Annotated in this window: 16 protein-coding genes; 8 read left to right on the top strand and 8 right to left on the bottom strand. The window is 69.3% G+C overall.

The window, feature by feature from the left end; genetic code table 11:
* Together K1Y73_RS17970 and K1Y73_RS17965 are read right to left on the bottom strand one after the other, a co-directional pair.
* On the bottom strand, positions 1-206 hold a 206-nt coding region (locus K1Y73_RS17970; protein WP_225029687.1), incomplete at its 3' end, for an E3 binding domain-containing protein.
* Positions 203-2,605 (bottom strand): thiamine pyrophosphate-dependent enzyme, encoded by a 2,403-nt coding sequence (locus K1Y73_RS17965; RefSeq protein WP_225029686.1) that lies wholly within the window; start codon positions 2,603-2,605, stop codon positions 203-205. The genes K1Y73_RS17965 and K1Y73_RS17970, both read right to left, overlap by 4 nt.
* A 203-nt stretch (positions 2,606-2,808) precedes the next feature.
* On the opposite strand from K1Y73_RS17965, the gene K1Y73_RS17960 reads away from it, so the two are divergent.
* From K1Y73_RS17960 to K1Y73_RS17940, 5 genes are read left to right on the top strand one after another with little or no spacing between them, the layout of a single operon-like run.
* Positions 2,809-3,873, top strand: coding sequence for an Ldh family oxidoreductase (locus K1Y73_RS17960; protein ID WP_225029685.1), 1,065 nt, complete (start codon positions 2,809-2,811; stop codon positions 3,871-3,873).
* 18 nt (positions 3,874-3,891) lie between these two features.
* Positions 3,892-4,728 carry a fumarylacetoacetate hydrolase family protein gene (locus K1Y73_RS17955; protein ID WP_225029684.1) on the top strand — a complete coding sequence of 279 codons (837 nt, stop codon included), beginning with the start codon at positions 3,892-3,894 and terminating at the stop codon, positions 4,726-4,728.
* A 39-nt stretch (positions 4,729-4,767) separates the two neighbouring features.
* Positions 4,768-5,559: an SDR family NAD(P)-dependent oxidoreductase gene (locus K1Y73_RS17950; RefSeq protein WP_225029683.1), complete on the top strand. Its 792-nt coding sequence runs from the start codon at positions 4,768-4,770 to the stop codon at positions 5,557-5,559.
* Positions 5,560-5,567: 8 nt separating this feature from the next.
* Entirely contained in the window at positions 5,568-6,149 is a 582-nt protein-coding gene (locus K1Y73_RS17945) for an SDR family oxidoreductase (protein WP_225029682.1), read from the top strand.
* Positions 6,133-7,056, top strand: a complete 924-nt coding sequence (locus K1Y73_RS17940) for an aldose 1-epimerase (RefSeq protein WP_225029681.1) — start codon at positions 6,133-6,135, stop codon at positions 7,054-7,056. Before K1Y73_RS17945 ends, K1Y73_RS17940 begins: the two co-directional genes overlap by 17 nt.
* Here the strand turns inward: K1Y73_RS17940 and K1Y73_RS17935 are convergent.
* From K1Y73_RS17935 to K1Y73_RS17920, 4 genes are all read right to left on the bottom strand, one after another.
* Complete coding sequence (locus tag K1Y73_RS17935; protein ID WP_225029680.1) at positions 7,004-7,759, bottom strand: SDR family NAD(P)-dependent oxidoreductase; 756 nt, start codon at positions 7,757-7,759, stop codon at positions 7,004-7,006. The two genes, K1Y73_RS17940 and K1Y73_RS17935, sit on opposite strands and share 53 nt — an antisense overlap.
* A gap of 13 nt (positions 7,760-7,772) precedes the next feature.
* On the bottom strand, positions 7,773-9,314 hold the full coding sequence (locus tag K1Y73_RS17930; RefSeq protein WP_225029679.1) for a sugar ABC transporter ATP-binding protein: 1,542 nt from the start codon (positions 9,312-9,314) through the stop codon (positions 7,773-7,775).
* Between the two features lie 139 nt (positions 9,315-9,453).
* Complete coding sequence (locus tag K1Y73_RS17925; protein ID WP_225029678.1) at positions 9,454-10,440, bottom strand: sugar ABC transporter substrate-binding protein; 987 nt, start codon at positions 10,438-10,440, stop codon at positions 9,454-9,456.
* Between the two features lie 111 nt (positions 10,441-10,551).
* On the bottom strand, positions 10,552-11,568 hold the full coding sequence (locus K1Y73_RS17920; protein ID WP_225029677.1) for an ABC transporter permease: 1,017 nt from the start codon (positions 11,566-11,568) through the stop codon (positions 10,552-10,554).
* 187 nt (positions 11,569-11,755) lie between these two features.
* Here K1Y73_RS17920 and K1Y73_RS17915 point away from each other — a divergent pair, with 187 nt between their 5' ends.
* Together K1Y73_RS17915 and K1Y73_RS17910 are read left to right on the top strand one after the other, a co-directional pair.
* Positions 11,756-13,144, top strand: coding sequence for an FAD-binding oxidoreductase (locus tag K1Y73_RS17915; RefSeq protein ID WP_225029676.1), 1,389 nt, complete (start codon positions 11,756-11,758; stop codon positions 13,142-13,144).
* 181 nt (positions 13,145-13,325) lie between these two features.
* Positions 13,326-14,075 (top strand): IclR family transcriptional regulator, encoded by a 750-nt coding sequence (locus tag K1Y73_RS17910; protein WP_225029675.1) that lies wholly within the window; start codon positions 13,326-13,328, stop codon positions 14,073-14,075.
* Here the strand turns inward: K1Y73_RS17910 and K1Y73_RS17905 are convergent.
* Positions 14,072-14,806, bottom strand: a complete 735-nt coding sequence (locus K1Y73_RS17905) for an SDR family NAD(P)-dependent oxidoreductase (protein WP_225029674.1) — start codon at positions 14,804-14,806, stop codon at positions 14,072-14,074. The genes K1Y73_RS17910 and K1Y73_RS17905 overlap by 4 nt on opposite strands.
* A gap of 119 nt (positions 14,807-14,925) precedes the next feature.
* Here K1Y73_RS17905 and K1Y73_RS17900 point away from each other — a divergent pair, with 119 nt between their 5' ends.
* A complete protein-coding gene (locus K1Y73_RS17900; RefSeq protein ID WP_318248256.1) occupies positions 14,926-15,477 on the top strand; it encodes a 2,4'-dihydroxyacetophenone dioxygenase family protein in 552 nt (183 codons plus the stop codon).
* Positions 15,478-15,509: 32 nt separating this feature from the next.
* Here K1Y73_RS17900 and K1Y73_RS17895 read toward each other — a convergent pair whose 3' ends face one another.
* Positions 15,510-16,397: an SMP-30/gluconolactonase/LRE family protein gene (locus K1Y73_RS17895; RefSeq protein ID WP_225029673.1), complete on the bottom strand. Its 888-nt coding sequence runs from the start codon at positions 16,395-16,397 to the stop codon at positions 15,510-15,512.
* Positions 16,398-16,702 lie beyond the last annotated feature (305 nt).

Below are 16,702 nucleotides of genomic sequence, written 5' to 3'. Positions count from 1 at the left end.
TGCGGCGCCGCGGCCGGCGGGCTGGGCGCTGCGGCCACGGGGGCGGGCGCCGACAGGATATCGGCGGCGGTGATCCGGCCCAGCGGCCCGGTGCCGGTCACCAGATCCAGCGACAGGCCGCGCGCCCGTGCCAGCTTGCGCGCATAGGGCGAGGCGCGATGGCGCCGGCCCGCCAGCGTGGCGGGCAGGGGGTTCGGGCCGGTCATGGCGTGATCCCCCCGATCCGGCCGCCCATCGGGATGACCTGGCCGACCGCGGCCTCGATCGAAGTGACGGTCCCGCCCACCGGCGCCTCGATCTCGACCACCGCCTTGTCGGTCTCGATCTCGGCGACCAGCTCGCCCGCGGCCACGCTGTCGCCCAGGGCCTTGGCCCAGCGGACCAGCGTGCCCTCGCTGACGGTCAGATCGCCGAAGGGCATCAGGATGTCTTCCTCGCCGGGCCTGCCCGCGGATTGAACCGCCATGGGTGCAGGAGTCGGGCCGGGGACAGGCGCGGGCGCGGCGGTCGCCGCCGCAGCGGGGCGCGGGCCGCGCTGGGCCAGCCAGTGGTCGGGCACCGGGGCGATGCCCGCGATGATATCCTGCGCCGCCCGCACGATCCGCTCGGCCGAGACCAGGATCGACTGCTCCAGCACCGGCGCGAAAGGATGGCTGACCGGATCGGTGTGCAGCCGGCCCGGCGGCGCGTCGAGATCGTCGAAGGCCAGCTCGTTGATCGCCTGCGCGATCTCGCCGCCCAGGCCGCACATCGCCCAGGCCTCGTCCACGATCAACAGCCTGTGGGTCTTGCGCAGGCTTTCGACCACACAGTCGATGTCGAAGGGCATGATCGTGCGCGGGTCGATGATTTCGGCCTCGATCCCGGCCGCGGCCAGGGTTTCGGCGGCGATCAGCGCCTGGCCGACCAGCTGGCCCGTGGCGACGATGGTGATGTCGCGTCCCGTCCGGGCGATGCGCGCGACACCGAAGGGCACATAGTGATCGCCGAGCGGCACCTCGCCCTTCGTGGCGAACAGCGCCTTCGGCTCCAGCATCACCACCGGGTCCGCGGCGCGCAGGGCGGTTTTCATCAGCCCCTTGGCATCGGCCGGGTTCGAGGGCACGCAGACCACCAGCCCCGGCATCTGCGCGAAGATCGGATGATAGGATCCGCTGTGATGCGGCCCCGATGACCGCAATGCGCCCGCGCCCGCGCGCAGCACGAAGGGCGCATTCATGCCGCCATTCGACATGTAGCGCAGCTTGGCCGCCTGCAGCAGGATCTGCCCGGCCGCCTCAAAGGCGAAATCGGCGAACATCACATCCGACACGGTGCGCGCCCCGATGGCCGAGGCGCCGATCGCGGCTGCGGTGAACGCCTGTTCGGAAATCGGCGTGTCGACCATCCGCTCGGCGCCGAATTCGGCCCAGAGGTTCTTGGTATGGGCAAAGCTGCCGCCACGCTCGCCGGTGCCCTCGCCGAAATACAGGATGGCGGGATCGCGGCGCATTTCCTCGGCAATGCCGTCGCGCACGGCTTCCAGCCAACCCTGAACGCGGCTGCCCGCCGCCACAGCCGGCGCCAGGGCGCAGGGCGGGTTCAGCGGTTCGGCAAAGACATGGCGGCGCACGCTGGCCGGATCGGGCAGGGGCGAGCGGCGGGCGAAGTCCAGCGCCTCGGCGACGATCGCGTCGATCCGGGCGTCGATGCTGGCCAGGGTGTCCTGCGAGGCCAGCCGATAGTCGTCGACCAGCCTGGCGCGCAGCCGGTCGATCGGGTCGCGGCTCTTCCACAGATCCACCTCGTCCTGCGACCGGTAAGTGCCGGTGACCGGATCGCCTTCGTGATGGCCGACGGTGCGATAGGTGCGCGTCTCGATCAGGGTCGGGCCTTCGCCGGCGCGGGCGCGGCGCACCGCCTCGGCCATCACCGCATGAACGGCCAGCACGTCATTGCCGTCGACCGCGATCCCCGGCATGCCGTAGCTTGCGGCCTTGCTGGCGATATCGGTGTTCAGGGTCACGTCGCGCAGCGGGGTCGCGGTGGCGTACAGGTTGTTTTCGCAGACGAAAATCGTGGGCGCGCGCTGGACTGCGGCGAAGTTCAGCGCTTCGTGGAAGGCGCCGTGGTTCGAGGCGCCATCGCCGAAGAAGGTGACGCCGATGTTCCTGGTGCCAAGCGCGCGGGCGCCCAGGCCGATGCCGACCGCCTGGCCGATGCCGGCGCCCACGACGCCATTGGTGCCGAACAGCCCGACCGAGCGGTCATAGAGATGCATGGTGCCGCCGCGGCCGCCGCAGATCCCGTCGGCGCGGCCGAACAGCTCGGCCATGACGCGCGCGGGATTGGCGCCCTTGGCCAGCGCATGGCCATGGCCGCGATGGGTCGAGGTCACCCAGTCGCCGCGTTCCAGATGCGCGCAGACCCCCACGGCCGAGGCTTCCTGACCCAGGTAAAGATGCAGGAAGCCGGGCGTTTCGCCCTTGCGGCAGGCGGCCTGGGCCACCGTCTCGAACTTCCGCAGCAGGACCATCTGCTCATAAAGGCCAAGCATCATGGCCGCGTCGGGCAGGTTGCTGCGATCGCTCGTCGCCACGCCGGCAAGGGGCTGACTTTGATTCACTGTTCCTCCTTCGGCGAAGCGATTCGCCAGTCTTTGGCAGGATTTACTAGTATAATAGCATAATGAACAAGCTTTAACTGGCCGCGCTCGTGGTCACACCGTGCCGCGGCGCTTCGGCGCGGCACAGGCGGCGAAAACGCGTGCTTGACAGATTCCCGGCCGACCAAATAATCATGCTATTATATTTTTATGGGGCAGGGTCGATGACCGGGGATGCGGAAGGGGCGCGGCTGGATGCGGCGCAGGTGACGGCGCTGATCGAGGGGGTGCTGACCCATGCCGGATCGGTTCCGGCGCAGGCGGCCGATGTGGCGCGCGCGCTGACCGGCGCCTCGCTGCGCGGGGTGGACAGCCACGGGCTGCGTCTTCTGCCGCATTACACCCGCGCGCTGGCCGGCGGGCGGATCAACCCCGACCCCCGGGCGGTGATCCGTCAGACCGCCCCGGCAACCGCGACCTGCGATGCCGATAACGGCTTTGGCCATTGGGCGGGCTATCTGGCGGTCACCCGGGCCTGCGCCCTGGCGCGGCAGACTGGCGTGGCTGCGATCTCGGTCACCAATTCCTCGCATTTCGGCGCGGCGGGCGCCTATGTGCTGCAGGCCGCCGAGGCGGGGCTGGTCGCCTTTGCCTTCTCGAATTCCGACAGTTTCGTCCTGCCGCATGACGGGACCCAGCCCTTTCACGGCACCAATCCCATCGCCTTCGCGGCCCCGGTCGCGGGCGCGCGGCCCTATCTGCTGGACATGGCAACCTCGATCCTGCCCTGGAACCGCATTCGAGATTACGAGACCAAGGGCCTGACCGTGCCGCCGGATGTCGCGGTGGATGCCCAGGGCCAGGTGGCGACCGATCCGCGCGCGGTGGCGGCGCTGCTGCCCTTTGGCGGATCTGCCTATGGCTACAAGGGGGCGGGTCTGGCCGGGATGATCGAGGTGATGTCGGCGGTGACGACCGGCATGGCGCATTGCAGCCGGCTTCTGCACATGGCGGGCTCTGACATGTCGACGCCGCGCCGGCTGGGGCAGTGCTATATCGTGCTGAACCCCGATGTCTTCGTGCCGCGGGCCGATTTCACCCGCGGCATGGCGGACTATCTGGCCGATCTGCGCGCCGCGCCCGCGCGGGACGGCAGGCGGGTCATGGCGCCCGGCGATCGCGAATGGGCGGTGGAAGCGGAGCGCAGCCGCCGGGGGATCCCGGTCAATCCCGGCCTGATGGCCGAATTGCGCGGGCTTGCAGAGGCCGCAGGTCTGGAACCGCTATAGGCGGTCGAAAGGAAAGAGATGAAACTGTTGCGCTATGGCCCGGTCGGGGCCGAAAAGCCCGGCCTGCTGGATGCCGCCGGGACCCTTCGCGATCTGTCGGCGCATTGCGACGATCTGGCCGGGGCGGTGCTGGGCGATCTGGGCCGGCTGGCCGCGCTTGATCCCGAAACCCTGCCACGGGTTCCGGGCAAGCCCCGGATCGGCGCCTGTGTCGCCGGCACCGGCAAGTTCATGGCCATCGGTCTGAACTATGCCGACCACGCGGCCGAGGGCAATCTGCCGATCCCGCCCGAGCCGGTGCTGTTCATGAAGGCCACCTCCAGCATCAGCGGCCCCGACGACGACATCGTGCTGCCCCGCGGCTCGGTTCAGACCGACTGGGAGGTCGAGCTGGGCATCGTGATCGGCAGGGCGGCAAAATACGTTCCCGAAGCCCAGGCGATGGCGCATGTCGCGGGCTTCTGCCTGGTGCATGACGTGTCCGAGCGCAGCTTCCAGACCGAACGCGCCGGCCAATGGACCAAGGGCAAAAGCTGCGACACGTTCGGCCCGGTCGGCCCCTGGCTGGTCACCCCCGACGAGATCGCCGATCCCGGCGATCTGTCGATCTGGCTGTCGGTCAATGGCGAGAAGATGCAGGATGGCACCACGCGCGACATGATCTATCGGGTGCCCTTCCTGATTGCCTATCTCAGCCAGTTCTTCACCTTGCATCCCGGCGACATCATCACCACCGGCACGCCGGCGGGCGTGGGCGCGGGGATGAAGCCGCCGCGCTTCCTGAAACCCGGCGACCGGGTGGAGCTGGGGATCGACGGGCTGGGGCGGCAGACGCAGCGGGTTGTCGCGGAATAGCGCCTTTGCCTTGGGGGCGTGGCGCGGGGAGGAACGGGGATGCAGACGGAACTGGACGGGCGGGTCGCCATCGTCACCGGCGCCGCCGGGGCGATCGGGCGGGCGATCTGCCGCCGCCTGGCCGAAAACGGCGCGCGCGTCGTGGTGTCGGATGTGGTCGAGGGTGCCGCCCAGGCCTTTGCCGCGACGCTGCCCGGCGGGGCCGACCGGGTGATGGCCTGCCGGATCGACATTGCCGATCCGCAATCGGTCGAGTCCGGGGTCGCCGATGTCCTGCGCCGCTTCGGTCAGGTGGATATCCTGGTCAACAATGCCGGGATCAACACCCAGGCCCATCGCGTGCCGATCGACGCCTTCCCGCCCAGCGAATGGGACAGGATCCTGCGCGTCGATCTGGACGGCACCTATTTCATGAGCCGCGCCGCCCTGGCGCCGATGCTGGCGCGCGGCGCCGGCGGGCGGGTGGTCAACATCGCCTCGGTCGTGGGCCTGGCGGCGCTGCGGCTGCAAAGCTCGTTCGTGGCGGCCAAGGCGGCGCTGGTGCATCTGACCCGCGCGATGGCGCTGGAACTGGGGCCGCGCGGGGTGCTGGTCAATGGCGTGGCGCCGGGTTCGGTCCTGTCGGAAGGTACGCGGGCGCTGTTCTATTCGCCCGATGGCAGCTTTGCCGGGCGCACGGCGGAATTCATGGACCATGTGCCGATGCGCCGCCCCGGCACGCCCGAGGAAATCGCCGAGGCGGTGCTGTTCCTGTCGGCGCCCGAGTCGTCCTATGTCACCGGCCAGGTGCTGGCCGTCGATGGCGGCTGGACCGCCGGTTCAGCGTTCTGAGGTGGATGATGCGGGTTGATCTGGACCGACAGGGCTTTGCGATCGGCGGCGAAAACACGGCCGTCAGCCGGGCGCTGGCCGCGGCGCTGCTGGACAATGGCGCGGCCGAGATTCGCGCCGGGATTTCCGATATCCTGATCCTGTCCCTGCCGCTGTGCCCCGGGCCGGGCTTTGACTGGTCGGCGCAGAAGGCGCTGGCGCGCGAGGCCGGGGCGGCGATGCAGGCGCGCGGCCCGGGCGAGGGCCGGGGCCGGATTCTGTTCCTGCTGTCGGCGGCGGCGGCGCTGCCGTTGCGGCGCTTTCCCGACTACTCGGCCGACATGGCGGCGGCGCTGGCCTTCATGCGGGCGCTGGCGATGCAGCTGGCGCCCGAAGTGCGGGTCAACGCGCTGGGCGCCGGGCTGATCGGCGATCCGCCGCTGGCCGGCGATCCGGCGATGCTGCGCCATGCCGCGCTGGAGCGGCCCGGGACGATTTCGGAGCTGGTCGATGCGGCGCTGTTCCTGCTTGATCCGCGGGCGACCTATCTGACCGGGCAGATGCTGTCGGTCGATGGCAGCTGGAGCGTCGGCTATGGCCGCAATTTCTGAGCCGCTGGTTCTGGCGGCGGGCGATCTGGAGGTGCTGCTTGCGCCGCCCATCGGCGGCAGTATGGCGGCCTTCCGGCGCAACGGAGTTGATCTGATGCGGCCGCTGGGCGGGGCGCGCCGGTCTGTCGATGCGGCGATGTTTCCCATGGTGCCCTATGCCAACCGGCTGGCCGGAAACGCCTTTTGCTTCCGCGGCGCCGAGATCCGGGTGGAAGCCAACAACCCGCCCGAGCGGTTCAACGTTCATGGCACCGGCTGGCAGCGGCCCTGGCAGGTCACGGCGCTGGGCGCGGACTTTGCCCGCCTGCAGCTTGATCTGGCCGCGCCAGACCAGCCCTGGTCCTACCGCGCCACGCAAGAGTTCCGGCTGGATCCCGATGGGCTGAGCCTGCGCCTGACGCTGTGCAACACCGGCGCAAGCGCGATGCCCTTTGGCTTCGGCCTGCATCCCTGGTTTCCGCGCGATGCCGATGCGACGCTGCGCTTCCGGGCCGACCGTTTCCATCCCGAAGGGCCCGAGATGGTGGCCGGCCCCGCGATCGCCCTGCCCGACTGGGCGCGCTGCGATGCCGGCGGGCCGCTGCCCGGGCGCCGGCTGAACAATGATTTCGGCGGCTGGGATGGCTGGGCCGAGATCGGCCTGCCCTCGCGCGGGGCGGTGGTCACGCTTGGCGCCGATCCGGTCTTCGGGCATCTGATGGTCTATGCCGATCCCGCGCGGGACGTGTTCTGTGTCGAGCCGCAAAGCAATGCCGCCGGCGCTTTCGGCCGCGATCCCGAAGGGTTGGACCCGCGGGAAGGGGTGATCGTGCTTGCCCCGGGCGAAACGACCGGCGGCGGCCTGCGGTTCGGGGTTACAGCAGCCGCGCCAGCATCGCCCCATCGGCCTGCAGCGCCGATCCGGTGACGAAGCTTGCCGCATCCGACAGAAGAAAGGCGATGACGGTTGCGATCTCGGCCGGGTCGGCGATCCGGCCCACCGCCCGGCGCGAAAAGCTCAGCCCCGCCGCCTCGGCCCCGCCGGCCGCCTCCAGCCCGTCCAGCGTCATCCGCGTCGCGACCGAGCCGACGATCACTGCATTCACCCGGATCAGATCCTGCGCGTAATCCAGCGCCAGCTGCCGCGACAGCGCGACCACCGCGCCCTTGCTGGCGGCATAGGCCGGAACCAGCGGAACGGTCGCTTCGGCATGGACCGAGGCGATGTTGACAACCGACCCGCCGCCCGCCGCGCGGATCAGCGGCAGGGTGGCGCGGCAGACCCGGAAGATCGCGGTCAGGTTCACGTCCAGCGTGCGGGTCCATTCGGCATCCGACAGATCCTCAAGCCGCTTGCCGGTGGGGTAGATCCCGGCGGCATTCACCACGCCGTCGATCCCGCCCCAGGCCGCGACCATGGCGCCCACCGCGCCGCGGACCTGGTCTTCCACGGTCAGATCGGCGGGGTGAAAGGTGAAATCGGCATCGTCCAGCTCGGCCGCCAATGCCCGGCCGGCCCCGGCATCCAGCCCGGTGGCCCAGACCCGGGCGCCCAGCTTGCGCAAATGCCGCCCGGTCGCCGCGCCAATGCCCGTGGCGCCGCCGGTGATGAAAATCCGCTTGCCCTGCATGCTGCCGCGCCCCTTACCCCGCCTGAACCGCCGCCAGATCGCGCGCCTGCGCCTGGGCCACATCGCGCATCACCCGCTCTTCATCGCCTTCGCCGCGGGCAAAGCCGCCGACGATCCGGCCATCGGCCACGGTCAGCACCCGATCGCTCAGCCCGATCACCTCTTCCAGCTCGGACGAGACGATCACAAGTGCCACGCCCTGTCCGGCCAGTTCCACGATCAGCCGGTAGATCTCGGCCCGGGTCGCGGCATCGACGCCTTTTGTCGGCTCGTCCAGCAGAAGGATGCGCGGCATTCGCATCAGCACCCGGGCGAACAGCAGTTTCTGCTGGTTGCCGCCCGACAGCTGCGCGGGCGAGGCCGTGGGCGAGGGCGCCTTGACCGACAATTCGCGCAGCGCGGTCAGGATCGCCGACCGTTCCCGCTCGGGCCGCAGGATGCCGCGCGTCGACAGGGCGGACAGGTTGCCGATGGTGATATTCGCGCCGATGGTCTGGTTGAACAGCAGCCCGTCATGCTTGCGGTCCTCGGTCAGCAGCGCGATCCCCGCGGCCCGCGCCTCGGCGGGCGAGGCGATGCGCAGCGCCTGCCCGTCGACCCGGATCGTGCCGGTGGCGGGGCTGCGGCCATAGATCCCGTGCAGGATCTCGCTGCGGCCCGAGCCCAGCAGCCCGGCCAGGCCCAGGATCTCGCCGGCGCGGACCTGGAAGCTGACATCGCGGGCGCCATGGATCGCGCCGGTATGGCCGGGAACGGTCAGCCCGGCGACCTCAAGCATCACCCGGTCCCGGGGCGCATCGGCGCGGGCGGGGAACAGCTGCTGCAGCCGGTGGCCCGACATGGCGTAGATGAAGCGGTCCTGATCGAAATCGGCCCGGTCGAATTCGTCGCCCACCCGCCCGTCGCGCAGCACCGTGGCGCGGTCGCAGATGTCCAGAACCTCGGGCAGGCGATGGGTGATGTAGATGATGGTCTTGCCCTGGGCCTTCAGCCGGCGCAGCACCGCAAACAGCGCCGTCACCTCTTGCGCCGACAGCGACGAGGTGGGTTCGTCCAGCATCAGCACTGACGGTTTGGCCGAAATCGCCCGGGCGATCATCACCAGATGGCGCTGGGCGCCCCGCAGCGCGGCGACCACGGCATTGGGATTGATCGCCACCCCCATCTCGGCAAAGATCCCGGCGGTGCGGCGAACGACCTCGGCCCGGTCGACCAGCGCGCGGCCCAGGCCCATATGGCCGGCAAAGACGTTCTCGGCCACGGTCAGCTGGTCCAGAACCTCGATCTCCTGCGGCACATAGCCCACCCCGCCCCGCCGCGCATCGTCGGTAGAGCGGAAGCTGGCGGGCTTGCCGTCCAAAAGGATCTGCCCGCCATAGCGGCCGGCGGGATAGACGCCGTTCATGATCTTGACCAGCGTCGACTTGCCGGCGCCGTTCTGGCCCAGCAGGGCGTGGATATCGCCGCGCCGCACGGCGAGATCGACGCCGCGCAGGGCCTGGATGCCGGCGAAGGACTTGGTGACCTCTCGGGTCTCGATGGCGAATTCGGACATCGGGGGTTCCTGGGCGCAAGGGCTGGGGCGATACGGGCGCCGGGTCGCAAGACCCTGGCAGCGCCCGGACCGGCGGGGAAAGGGCAAGGGGCGGGGCGCGTGCAGCCTGATTGCCGCGCCCCGCCGCCGCGATCGTGGCCTATTGGCCGGCGCTGTCCAGCATCGCGTAATAGGGCGCCAGACCGTCGGCGGTGATGACCGGGGCCGGCAGCGGGTTCATGTAGGCCACCGCCTCGCCCTTGGCCAACCGGCCCAGCAGCTCGGCCACCAACGCGCTTTCCTCATACAGCGGCTGCGCGACCACCCCATAGGCGGCGCCATCGCGCACCAGATCCAGGTTCTGCCGGATGTAATCCATGCCGATGATCACCAGATCCCGGTCCGACTTGCGCGCCGCCGCGGCCCAGGTCTGGATCGAGTTGCCGGTGGTGCCGAAGGCCGCGACCACCTCGGGATTGGCCAGAAGGATCGCGACCGCCTTCGATTCCGCCGCCGAAGGGTCGAAGCCTTCCATCTCGGTGGGCAGGATCGCCACATCGGGGAAATGCTCGGCCATCGTGGCACGGAACGCGTCCGACATGGTGTTTTCCGTGTCGTTCGAGGCGCCCTGGGTCAGCGCGACCGTGCCCTTGCCGCCGATCTGCTCGCCGATCGCCATGGCGGCATTGTGGCCCGCATTCGCGATGTCTTCGCCGATGGCCGCCGACAGGCCGGCTACGCTGCCCTCGGGCGGCAGGACATGCCAGGTCACGACCGGCAGGCCCTCGGCCGACAGTTTGCTCATGTAGGAATAGACCGCCGGGTCGGGCCCATAGACGCCCACGCCGTCATATTCGGTGCGCGCCAACGCGGCTTCGGCCAGCGGGATGGTCGCGGCCACGTCCCAGTTGGTGGCGCTGGGGTCGCCCACGACTTCGCAGACATAGCCAAGCTCGGCGCATTTATCCATGAACCCGGCCTGCATCAGCCGATGCACCGGATGGCCGCGCATCGGCTGGACCCACAAGAGATGGATCGCATCCTCTTCTGCCAGGGCCGGACCCGCGCCGCCGAAACCCGTCAGCGCCACAGCACCGCCCAGAAACAGGCCGCGCAAAGCGCTGCCGCCGGTCTTGATCTTGGTCATGTCTTCTCCTCACCTGGTTGAACGCCCGCGGCAGGGCCGAGGCACGGGGCGGCCGGATCTTCGGCCGGATCGCTGCGGCCTTCTCCGGGCCGCCGCCATGTCTTGCAGGGGTCAGGCCGTGCGCCCCGAGGCGATGTAGCGCCGGCGCAGGATGTCGATCCCCACCGCCAGAACCATGATCACCCCCACCGCGATCTGCTGCCAATTGGCATCGACGCCGATGATGACCAGGCCGCTTTGCACCACGCGCAGCAGAAGGATGCCGATCACTCCGCCGATCACCGTGCCGGCGCCGCCGAACAGCGACACGCCGCCCACGACCACGCCCGCGATCACCGTCAGCTCCCAGCCGGATCCGACCGTCGTTGTCGCGGTTGCCATGTCGGCCATCACGAACATGCCCGCGACCGAGGCCAGACCGCCCACAGTCATGAAGGCCGCGATCTTGTAGCGGTTGGTGTTGATGCCGACCAGGCGCGCGACTTCCCTGTTGCCGCCGGTGGCATACATGTTGCGGCCAACCACGGTGCGGCGCAGCACGAAATCGGCCACCAGCAGCGCGGCCAGGAAGAAGACGAAGCTCCAGCCCAGGCCCCAGACCAGATTGGCCCGCCCGAAGGCCGAAACCGCCTCGGGCAGGGGATAGACCGGATAGCCGCCGGTCACGACCTGGATCAGGCCCTGGCCCACGAACAGAACGCCCAGCGTCTGGATGAAGGCCGGAATGCCCAGTCGCACCACCACCAGCCCGTTGACCAGCCCCAGGCCCAGCCCGACGCCCAGCCCGCCCAGAACGGCCAGCGGCACCGGCAGGGCGGCAGCGGTCATCAGCTTGGCCGCCACCACCGCCGACAGCCCCGCGACCGAGCCGACCGACAGGTCGAACTCGCCCGCGACCATCAGGATGGTCTGGCCGATCGCGATGATGCCCACGAACGAGACAACGGCCAGGATTGCCCGGACATTGCGCTGCGACAGGAAGGCCGGCTCCATCAGCCAGAACACCAGCGTCAGAAGCACCAGCGCCGCGATCACGCCAACCTCGCCCCCCGTCACCAGCTGCATCAGGATTTTGCGCGACCCTGTCGGTTGCGCCCCCCGCGACGGGGTCACATTGGCCTCTGCCATTCTCGTCTCCCTCTCGATGCCGCCGCGGCGACACCCTCCTTCCATGTGCTGCTAGCACAGTTCCCCATTATAGTATACTATTATAAGTGTATGGGCCGATAGAAGTGCCGGCGGTCCGGCGCTGCGGTCCTTTTGCAATTGAAGCGGCCGGCCGCCAAGGGGCGCATCAGGGCCAGGGGGGAATGCGATGGGGGATGATGTGATTGCGGCTTTGACCGCGGCGCTGGGCGCCGATTCGGTCAGGACCGGCGCGGCGATCGCGGCGCGCAACCAGGCTGATTCGTCGGGGCTGGCGCCGGTCCTGCCGCGGGCGGTGATCCTGCCGCGCAGCACGGATCAGGTGGCTGTGGCGCTGCGCCTGTGCCTGGCGGCGGGCCAGCCGGTGGTGCCGCAGGGCGGCATGACCGGGCTTGCCGGCGGGGCGCATCCCGGCCCGGCCGAAATCGCCCTTTCGCTGGAGAGGATGGTGGGCGTCGAAGAGGTGGACGCGGTCGGCGGCACGCTGACGGCCCTGGCCGGAACGCCGCTGGAAACCGTCCAGACCGCGGCCGAGGCGGCGGGCTTTCTTCTGGGCGTCGATCTGGGCGCGCGTGGCAGCTGCACCGTGGGCGGCGTGGTCGCCACCAATGCCGGCGGCAATCAGGTGCTGCGCTACGGGATGACCCGGGCCAATCTGCGCGGGCTGGAAGTGGTTCTGGCCGATGGCCGGGTGATCCGCACCCCCGGCAAGATGCTGAAGAACAACACCGGCTATGACTGGACGCAGCTGTTCATCGGGTCGGAAGGCACGCTGGGCATCGTCACCCGCGCGACCTTCCTGCTGCATCCGCGCCCCGCACAGCGCGACAGCGCCCTGGTGCGCGTGGCCGATACCGCGGCGGCGCTGGATCTGCTACGCGATCTGGGCGCGCGGCTGCCTGCCGGGCTTCTGGTCTATGAGGCGATGTGGCAGGAATTCTACGAGATCGCCATCGGCCCGATGGGCCGGTCCGGGCCCTTTCCGCCCGGCCCCGGCCTTTGCCTGCTGATCGAGGCGCCGGGCTATGGCGACGGGGCCGAGGTCGGCCTGACCGAGGCGCTGGCCGCCAATCTGGACCGCGGGGTGATTTCGGATGCGGTCATCGCCCGATCGGAGGCCGACCGTCTGGGGTTCTGGGCGCTGCGGGAATCGGTCTATGAACACAACCGGCATTTCCCGCCCACCATCGGCTTTGACATCTCGATCCCGCTTGATGCGATGGCCGCCGCGGTCGATCAGCTGCGCGCGCGGATCACGGCGCGGTTTCCCGGTCAGCCCTGGGTAGTCTTCGGCCATCTGGCGGATTGCAACCTGCATGTGAACCTGATGGCGACGCCCGATCACCGCAAGGCGATCGAGGACACTGTCTATGGCGTGGTCGCCGATTTCGCCGGCTCGGTTTCGGCCGAACACGGGATCGGCCGGCTGAAGGCGCCCTATCTGGCGCTGACCCGCAGCCCGGCCGAGATCCAGCTGATGGCCGGGATCAAGGCGCTTCTCGACCCGCGGGGCATCCTGTCGCCCGGCAGGGTCCTGCCACCGCCCGCCGGGGGCTGAGGGGGCCGGATCGGGCCCGTGCCCGGGGGATCGGCGGCGGCGAACTTGTCTGATCGGCCCGACGCGGCTAGGCAGGGGCGGGGGCGCTGGTCCCCCGGCTTTGCAATGGCGGCCCGACGTGACCCGTTCTGACGATTCCTCGCCCGGCGAAGTACCCGTGGCTGGCCCAGTGACAGGGCCCGTGCCGGGCACCGCCGCGTTCGGGAAATTCATCCGAATCCTGCAATTCATCGCCGACCAGCCGGGCCGCAGCAGCGTGGCCGAAATCGCCGCCGCCCTGCGCATGCCGCGCACCACCGTTCACCGCATCGTGGCGGCCCTGCAGCATGAGGGCCTGGTCGAGGACAAGGACGGTCTGGGTCTGGGCCTGCGGCTGGTCAGCCTGGCCTGGCGCTCGCTGGATCAGAGCGGCCTCCGGCAGCTGGCGCGCCCCAGCCTGGACCGGCTGAATGCCGCGCTGGACGAGACGGTGCATCTGGCGGTGAATTCCGGAGCCGAGATGGTCTATCTCGACAAGCTGGAAAGCCGGCGGGCGGTTCGGATGACCTCGCGCCTGGGCACGCGGGTGACGCTGCATGCCAGCGCCGTGGGCAAAAGCTGGCTGGCGGCGCAGCCCGATGCGGTGGTCGAGGCGCTGATCCCGACGCTGGACTATCAGCGCTTCACCCCGCACACGATCGCCACGCCCGAGGCGCTGCGGGCCGAGATCGCCGCGACGCGCCACCGCGGCTATGCGCTGGATCTGCAGGAACGCGAGCTGGACATCTGCTGCTACGGCATGGCGGTGGTGACGGCGGGCGGAGTGCAGGCCTGCGTCAGCGTCAGCCTGCCGCGCTACCGGTTCGAAGACCTGCCCGCCGACCGCGCGCAGGCCGCCCTGTCCGAGTGCGTCCGCGGCATTGCCGCGGCGCTGGGCGGGGCACGCGTCTAATAGGTCGCCCGGCCACCCGACAGATCGAACACCGATCCGGTGTTGAAGCTGCACGAGGCCGAACACAGCCACAGCACCAGCTCGGCCACTTCCTCGGGCTCTCCCAGCCGGCCCATCGGCGATTTGGCGATCATCGTTGCCACATGGCCCGCGCTCATCTGCGCCAGCAGCGTGGTCTTCACCGCGGCCGGCGCCACGGCATTGACCAGAATGCCGCTGTCCGCCAGTTCCTTGCCAAGCGCTTTGGTCAGCGCCAGCACCGCCGCCTTGGCCGCACTGTAGGGCCCGGCATTGGGCGTGCCCTCCTTGCCGGCCAGCGAGGCGACGTTGACGATCCGGCACGGTGTGCCGACCCGGGCCGAGGCGCGCAAGGCCGGCAATAGGCCCCGTGTCACATGGAAGACCCCGTCAAGATTGACGTTCAGGATCCGCTGCCATTCCTCGACCGGATAATCCTCGACCAAGGCGGTGGGCCCGGCATAGCCGGCATTGTTGACCAGGATATCCACATGTCCATGCCGGTCGAGCGTGCGCTTGACCGCCACCCCGACCGAGCGCGGATCGCCCACGTCGACCTGTACCGCCGTCTCGTCCAGCCGGTCGCGGTCCCAGACCGAGACGGTGGCGCCCTGCGCGCGCAGGCCCGCGGTGATCGCGGCGCCGATCCCGCGGGCGCCCCCCGTGACCACCGCCACCCGGCCCGAGAAATCATAGCTGGCGCGTCCCTGCATTCCCACCTTCTCCCTGCTGAAACCCGGGCGCATTAGACGCGGTTGTCAATCAAGGTCAACCATAATATGGTTTATATGTCCAATATGTGGACATGCGTCTTGCCCAATCAGGAACCGCCATGGATACCCAACGCCCTCTCCCGGCCGATATGCCGGATCTCGCCGTGCAGAAGCGGATGCCCTATCAGTTCGACCAGCCGGCAGGGATGCGCCCGGATCTGGTCGTGCCCCAGGCCGTGCCGCAGGACGAGCGGCTCTGGGTGCCGCAATCCGAGAATGTCTGGTTCCGGCCGCTGTGCCTGAACGTCACCGCGGGGTATTGGATGAACCTGCTGCGCGTTCGCCGCTCGGGCGTGCTGTCGCGCCACCGCCATCCGGCGCCGGTCCATGCCTATGTGATCAAGGGAAGCTGGCGCTATCTGGAACATGACTGGGTCGCGACCGAAGGCGCCTGGGTGTTCGAGCCGCCGGGCGACACGCATACGCTGGTCGTGGACGAGGATGTCGAGGAAATGATCACCCTCTTCAACGTCAATGGCTGCATGTATTACGTCGATCCCTGGGGCCGGAACACCGGCTATGAAGATGTCTTCACCAAGATCGACATGTGCCGCGCCCATTATGCCCAGGTCGGCCTGGGGGCGGATTACGTCGATCAGTTCATCCGCTAGGGCCGCCGCGCCTGCCGCCCGCCCACAGGCCCTCAGCCGGCATAGGGCGGCAGGACCAGCCCGCGGGTGCCCAGCCCGGTGATGGCGAACAGCCCGCCTGGCGCGGTCTGCCCGGCCAGTTCGGCATCGCTGCGGCGATAGCGGGCCGTGGTGACGAAAAGCGTTTCCAGATCCCTGCCGCCGAATTCGCAGCAGGTGGGCAGGTCGCAGGGCAGGTCGATCTCGGCGATCTGCCGGCCGGCCGGGTCGAAGGCCAGCACCTTGCCCTTGAAGGGCACGGTCAGCCAGTAATTCCCCGCCGCATCCACCGTGGCGCCATCGACGACATCGCCCCGCGCCGTCAGGTCCAGATAGACGCGGCGATTGTCCAGGCGGCCCGCTTCGGGATCGTAATCGAAGGCCCAGACCAGATGGGTGTGGCTGTCAGTGAAATACATCAGCCGCCCGTCCGGGCTCCAGGCCAGGCCGTTCGAGCAGCCGATGCCTTCGACCATCCGGGTGATCTGCCCCGCGCGCGACAGCCGGTACAGCGCGCCGATCCGTTGCGGCGCCTGGCCCGGTGCCTCGAACATGCTGCCCGACCAGAAATGCCCGAACCTGTCGGTCTTGCCGTCATTGAACCGCGTCAGCGGCAAATCCGCCTCGGGATCGGCGATCGCGGTGAACAGGCCCGTGGCGGGATCGAAGAAATGGAAGCCGCTGGCCATGGTCACCACCAGCCCGCCCGACGCGCGCAGACCGATGCAGCCCAGATGCTGCGGCGCGGGCCAGCTTTGGCTGGTTCCCTGGGCCGGGTCGAAGCGGTGGATCCTGGGCCCGTAGATGTCGATCCACCACAGCACTTGCGCGGCCGGATCCCAGATCGTGCCCTCGCCAAGCTCGGCGCGCGCCGCGTCGACGCAGGTGATGCTGATGGTCATGCGGATCATCCCTTGACGGTTCCGGCGCCGGATCGGCCCTGCCGCCCCGCCGGCCGCCAGGCTGGCAGAGCGCGCGGGGCTGCGCAAGGCTGAAGCATGCTAGTATATTTGTTAATCCGCACAAAGCCGCGCGCGCGTCCGGGTCTGGACAAGACGCCCGGAACGCAAAGGGCTGCGATCCGGGCGCGACCTGGGCGGGATCAGCGGGACAACGCCCCCATCAGAACCAGAACGGGGGCGTTTGGCATGGGTCAGGCCTTGTTCATGCGGTTTTCGATCAGGTCCTCGACCACGGACGGATCGGC

Source organism: Xinfangfangia pollutisoli, assembly GCF_020179405.1.
GTDB classification, from domain to species: domain Bacteria; phylum Pseudomonadota; class Alphaproteobacteria; order Rhodobacterales; family Rhodobacteraceae; genus Pseudogemmobacter; species Pseudogemmobacter pollutisoli.
The sequence above is the reverse complement of the archived record's forward strand: the minus strand, read 5'-3'. Positions and strand labels throughout refer to the sequence as shown.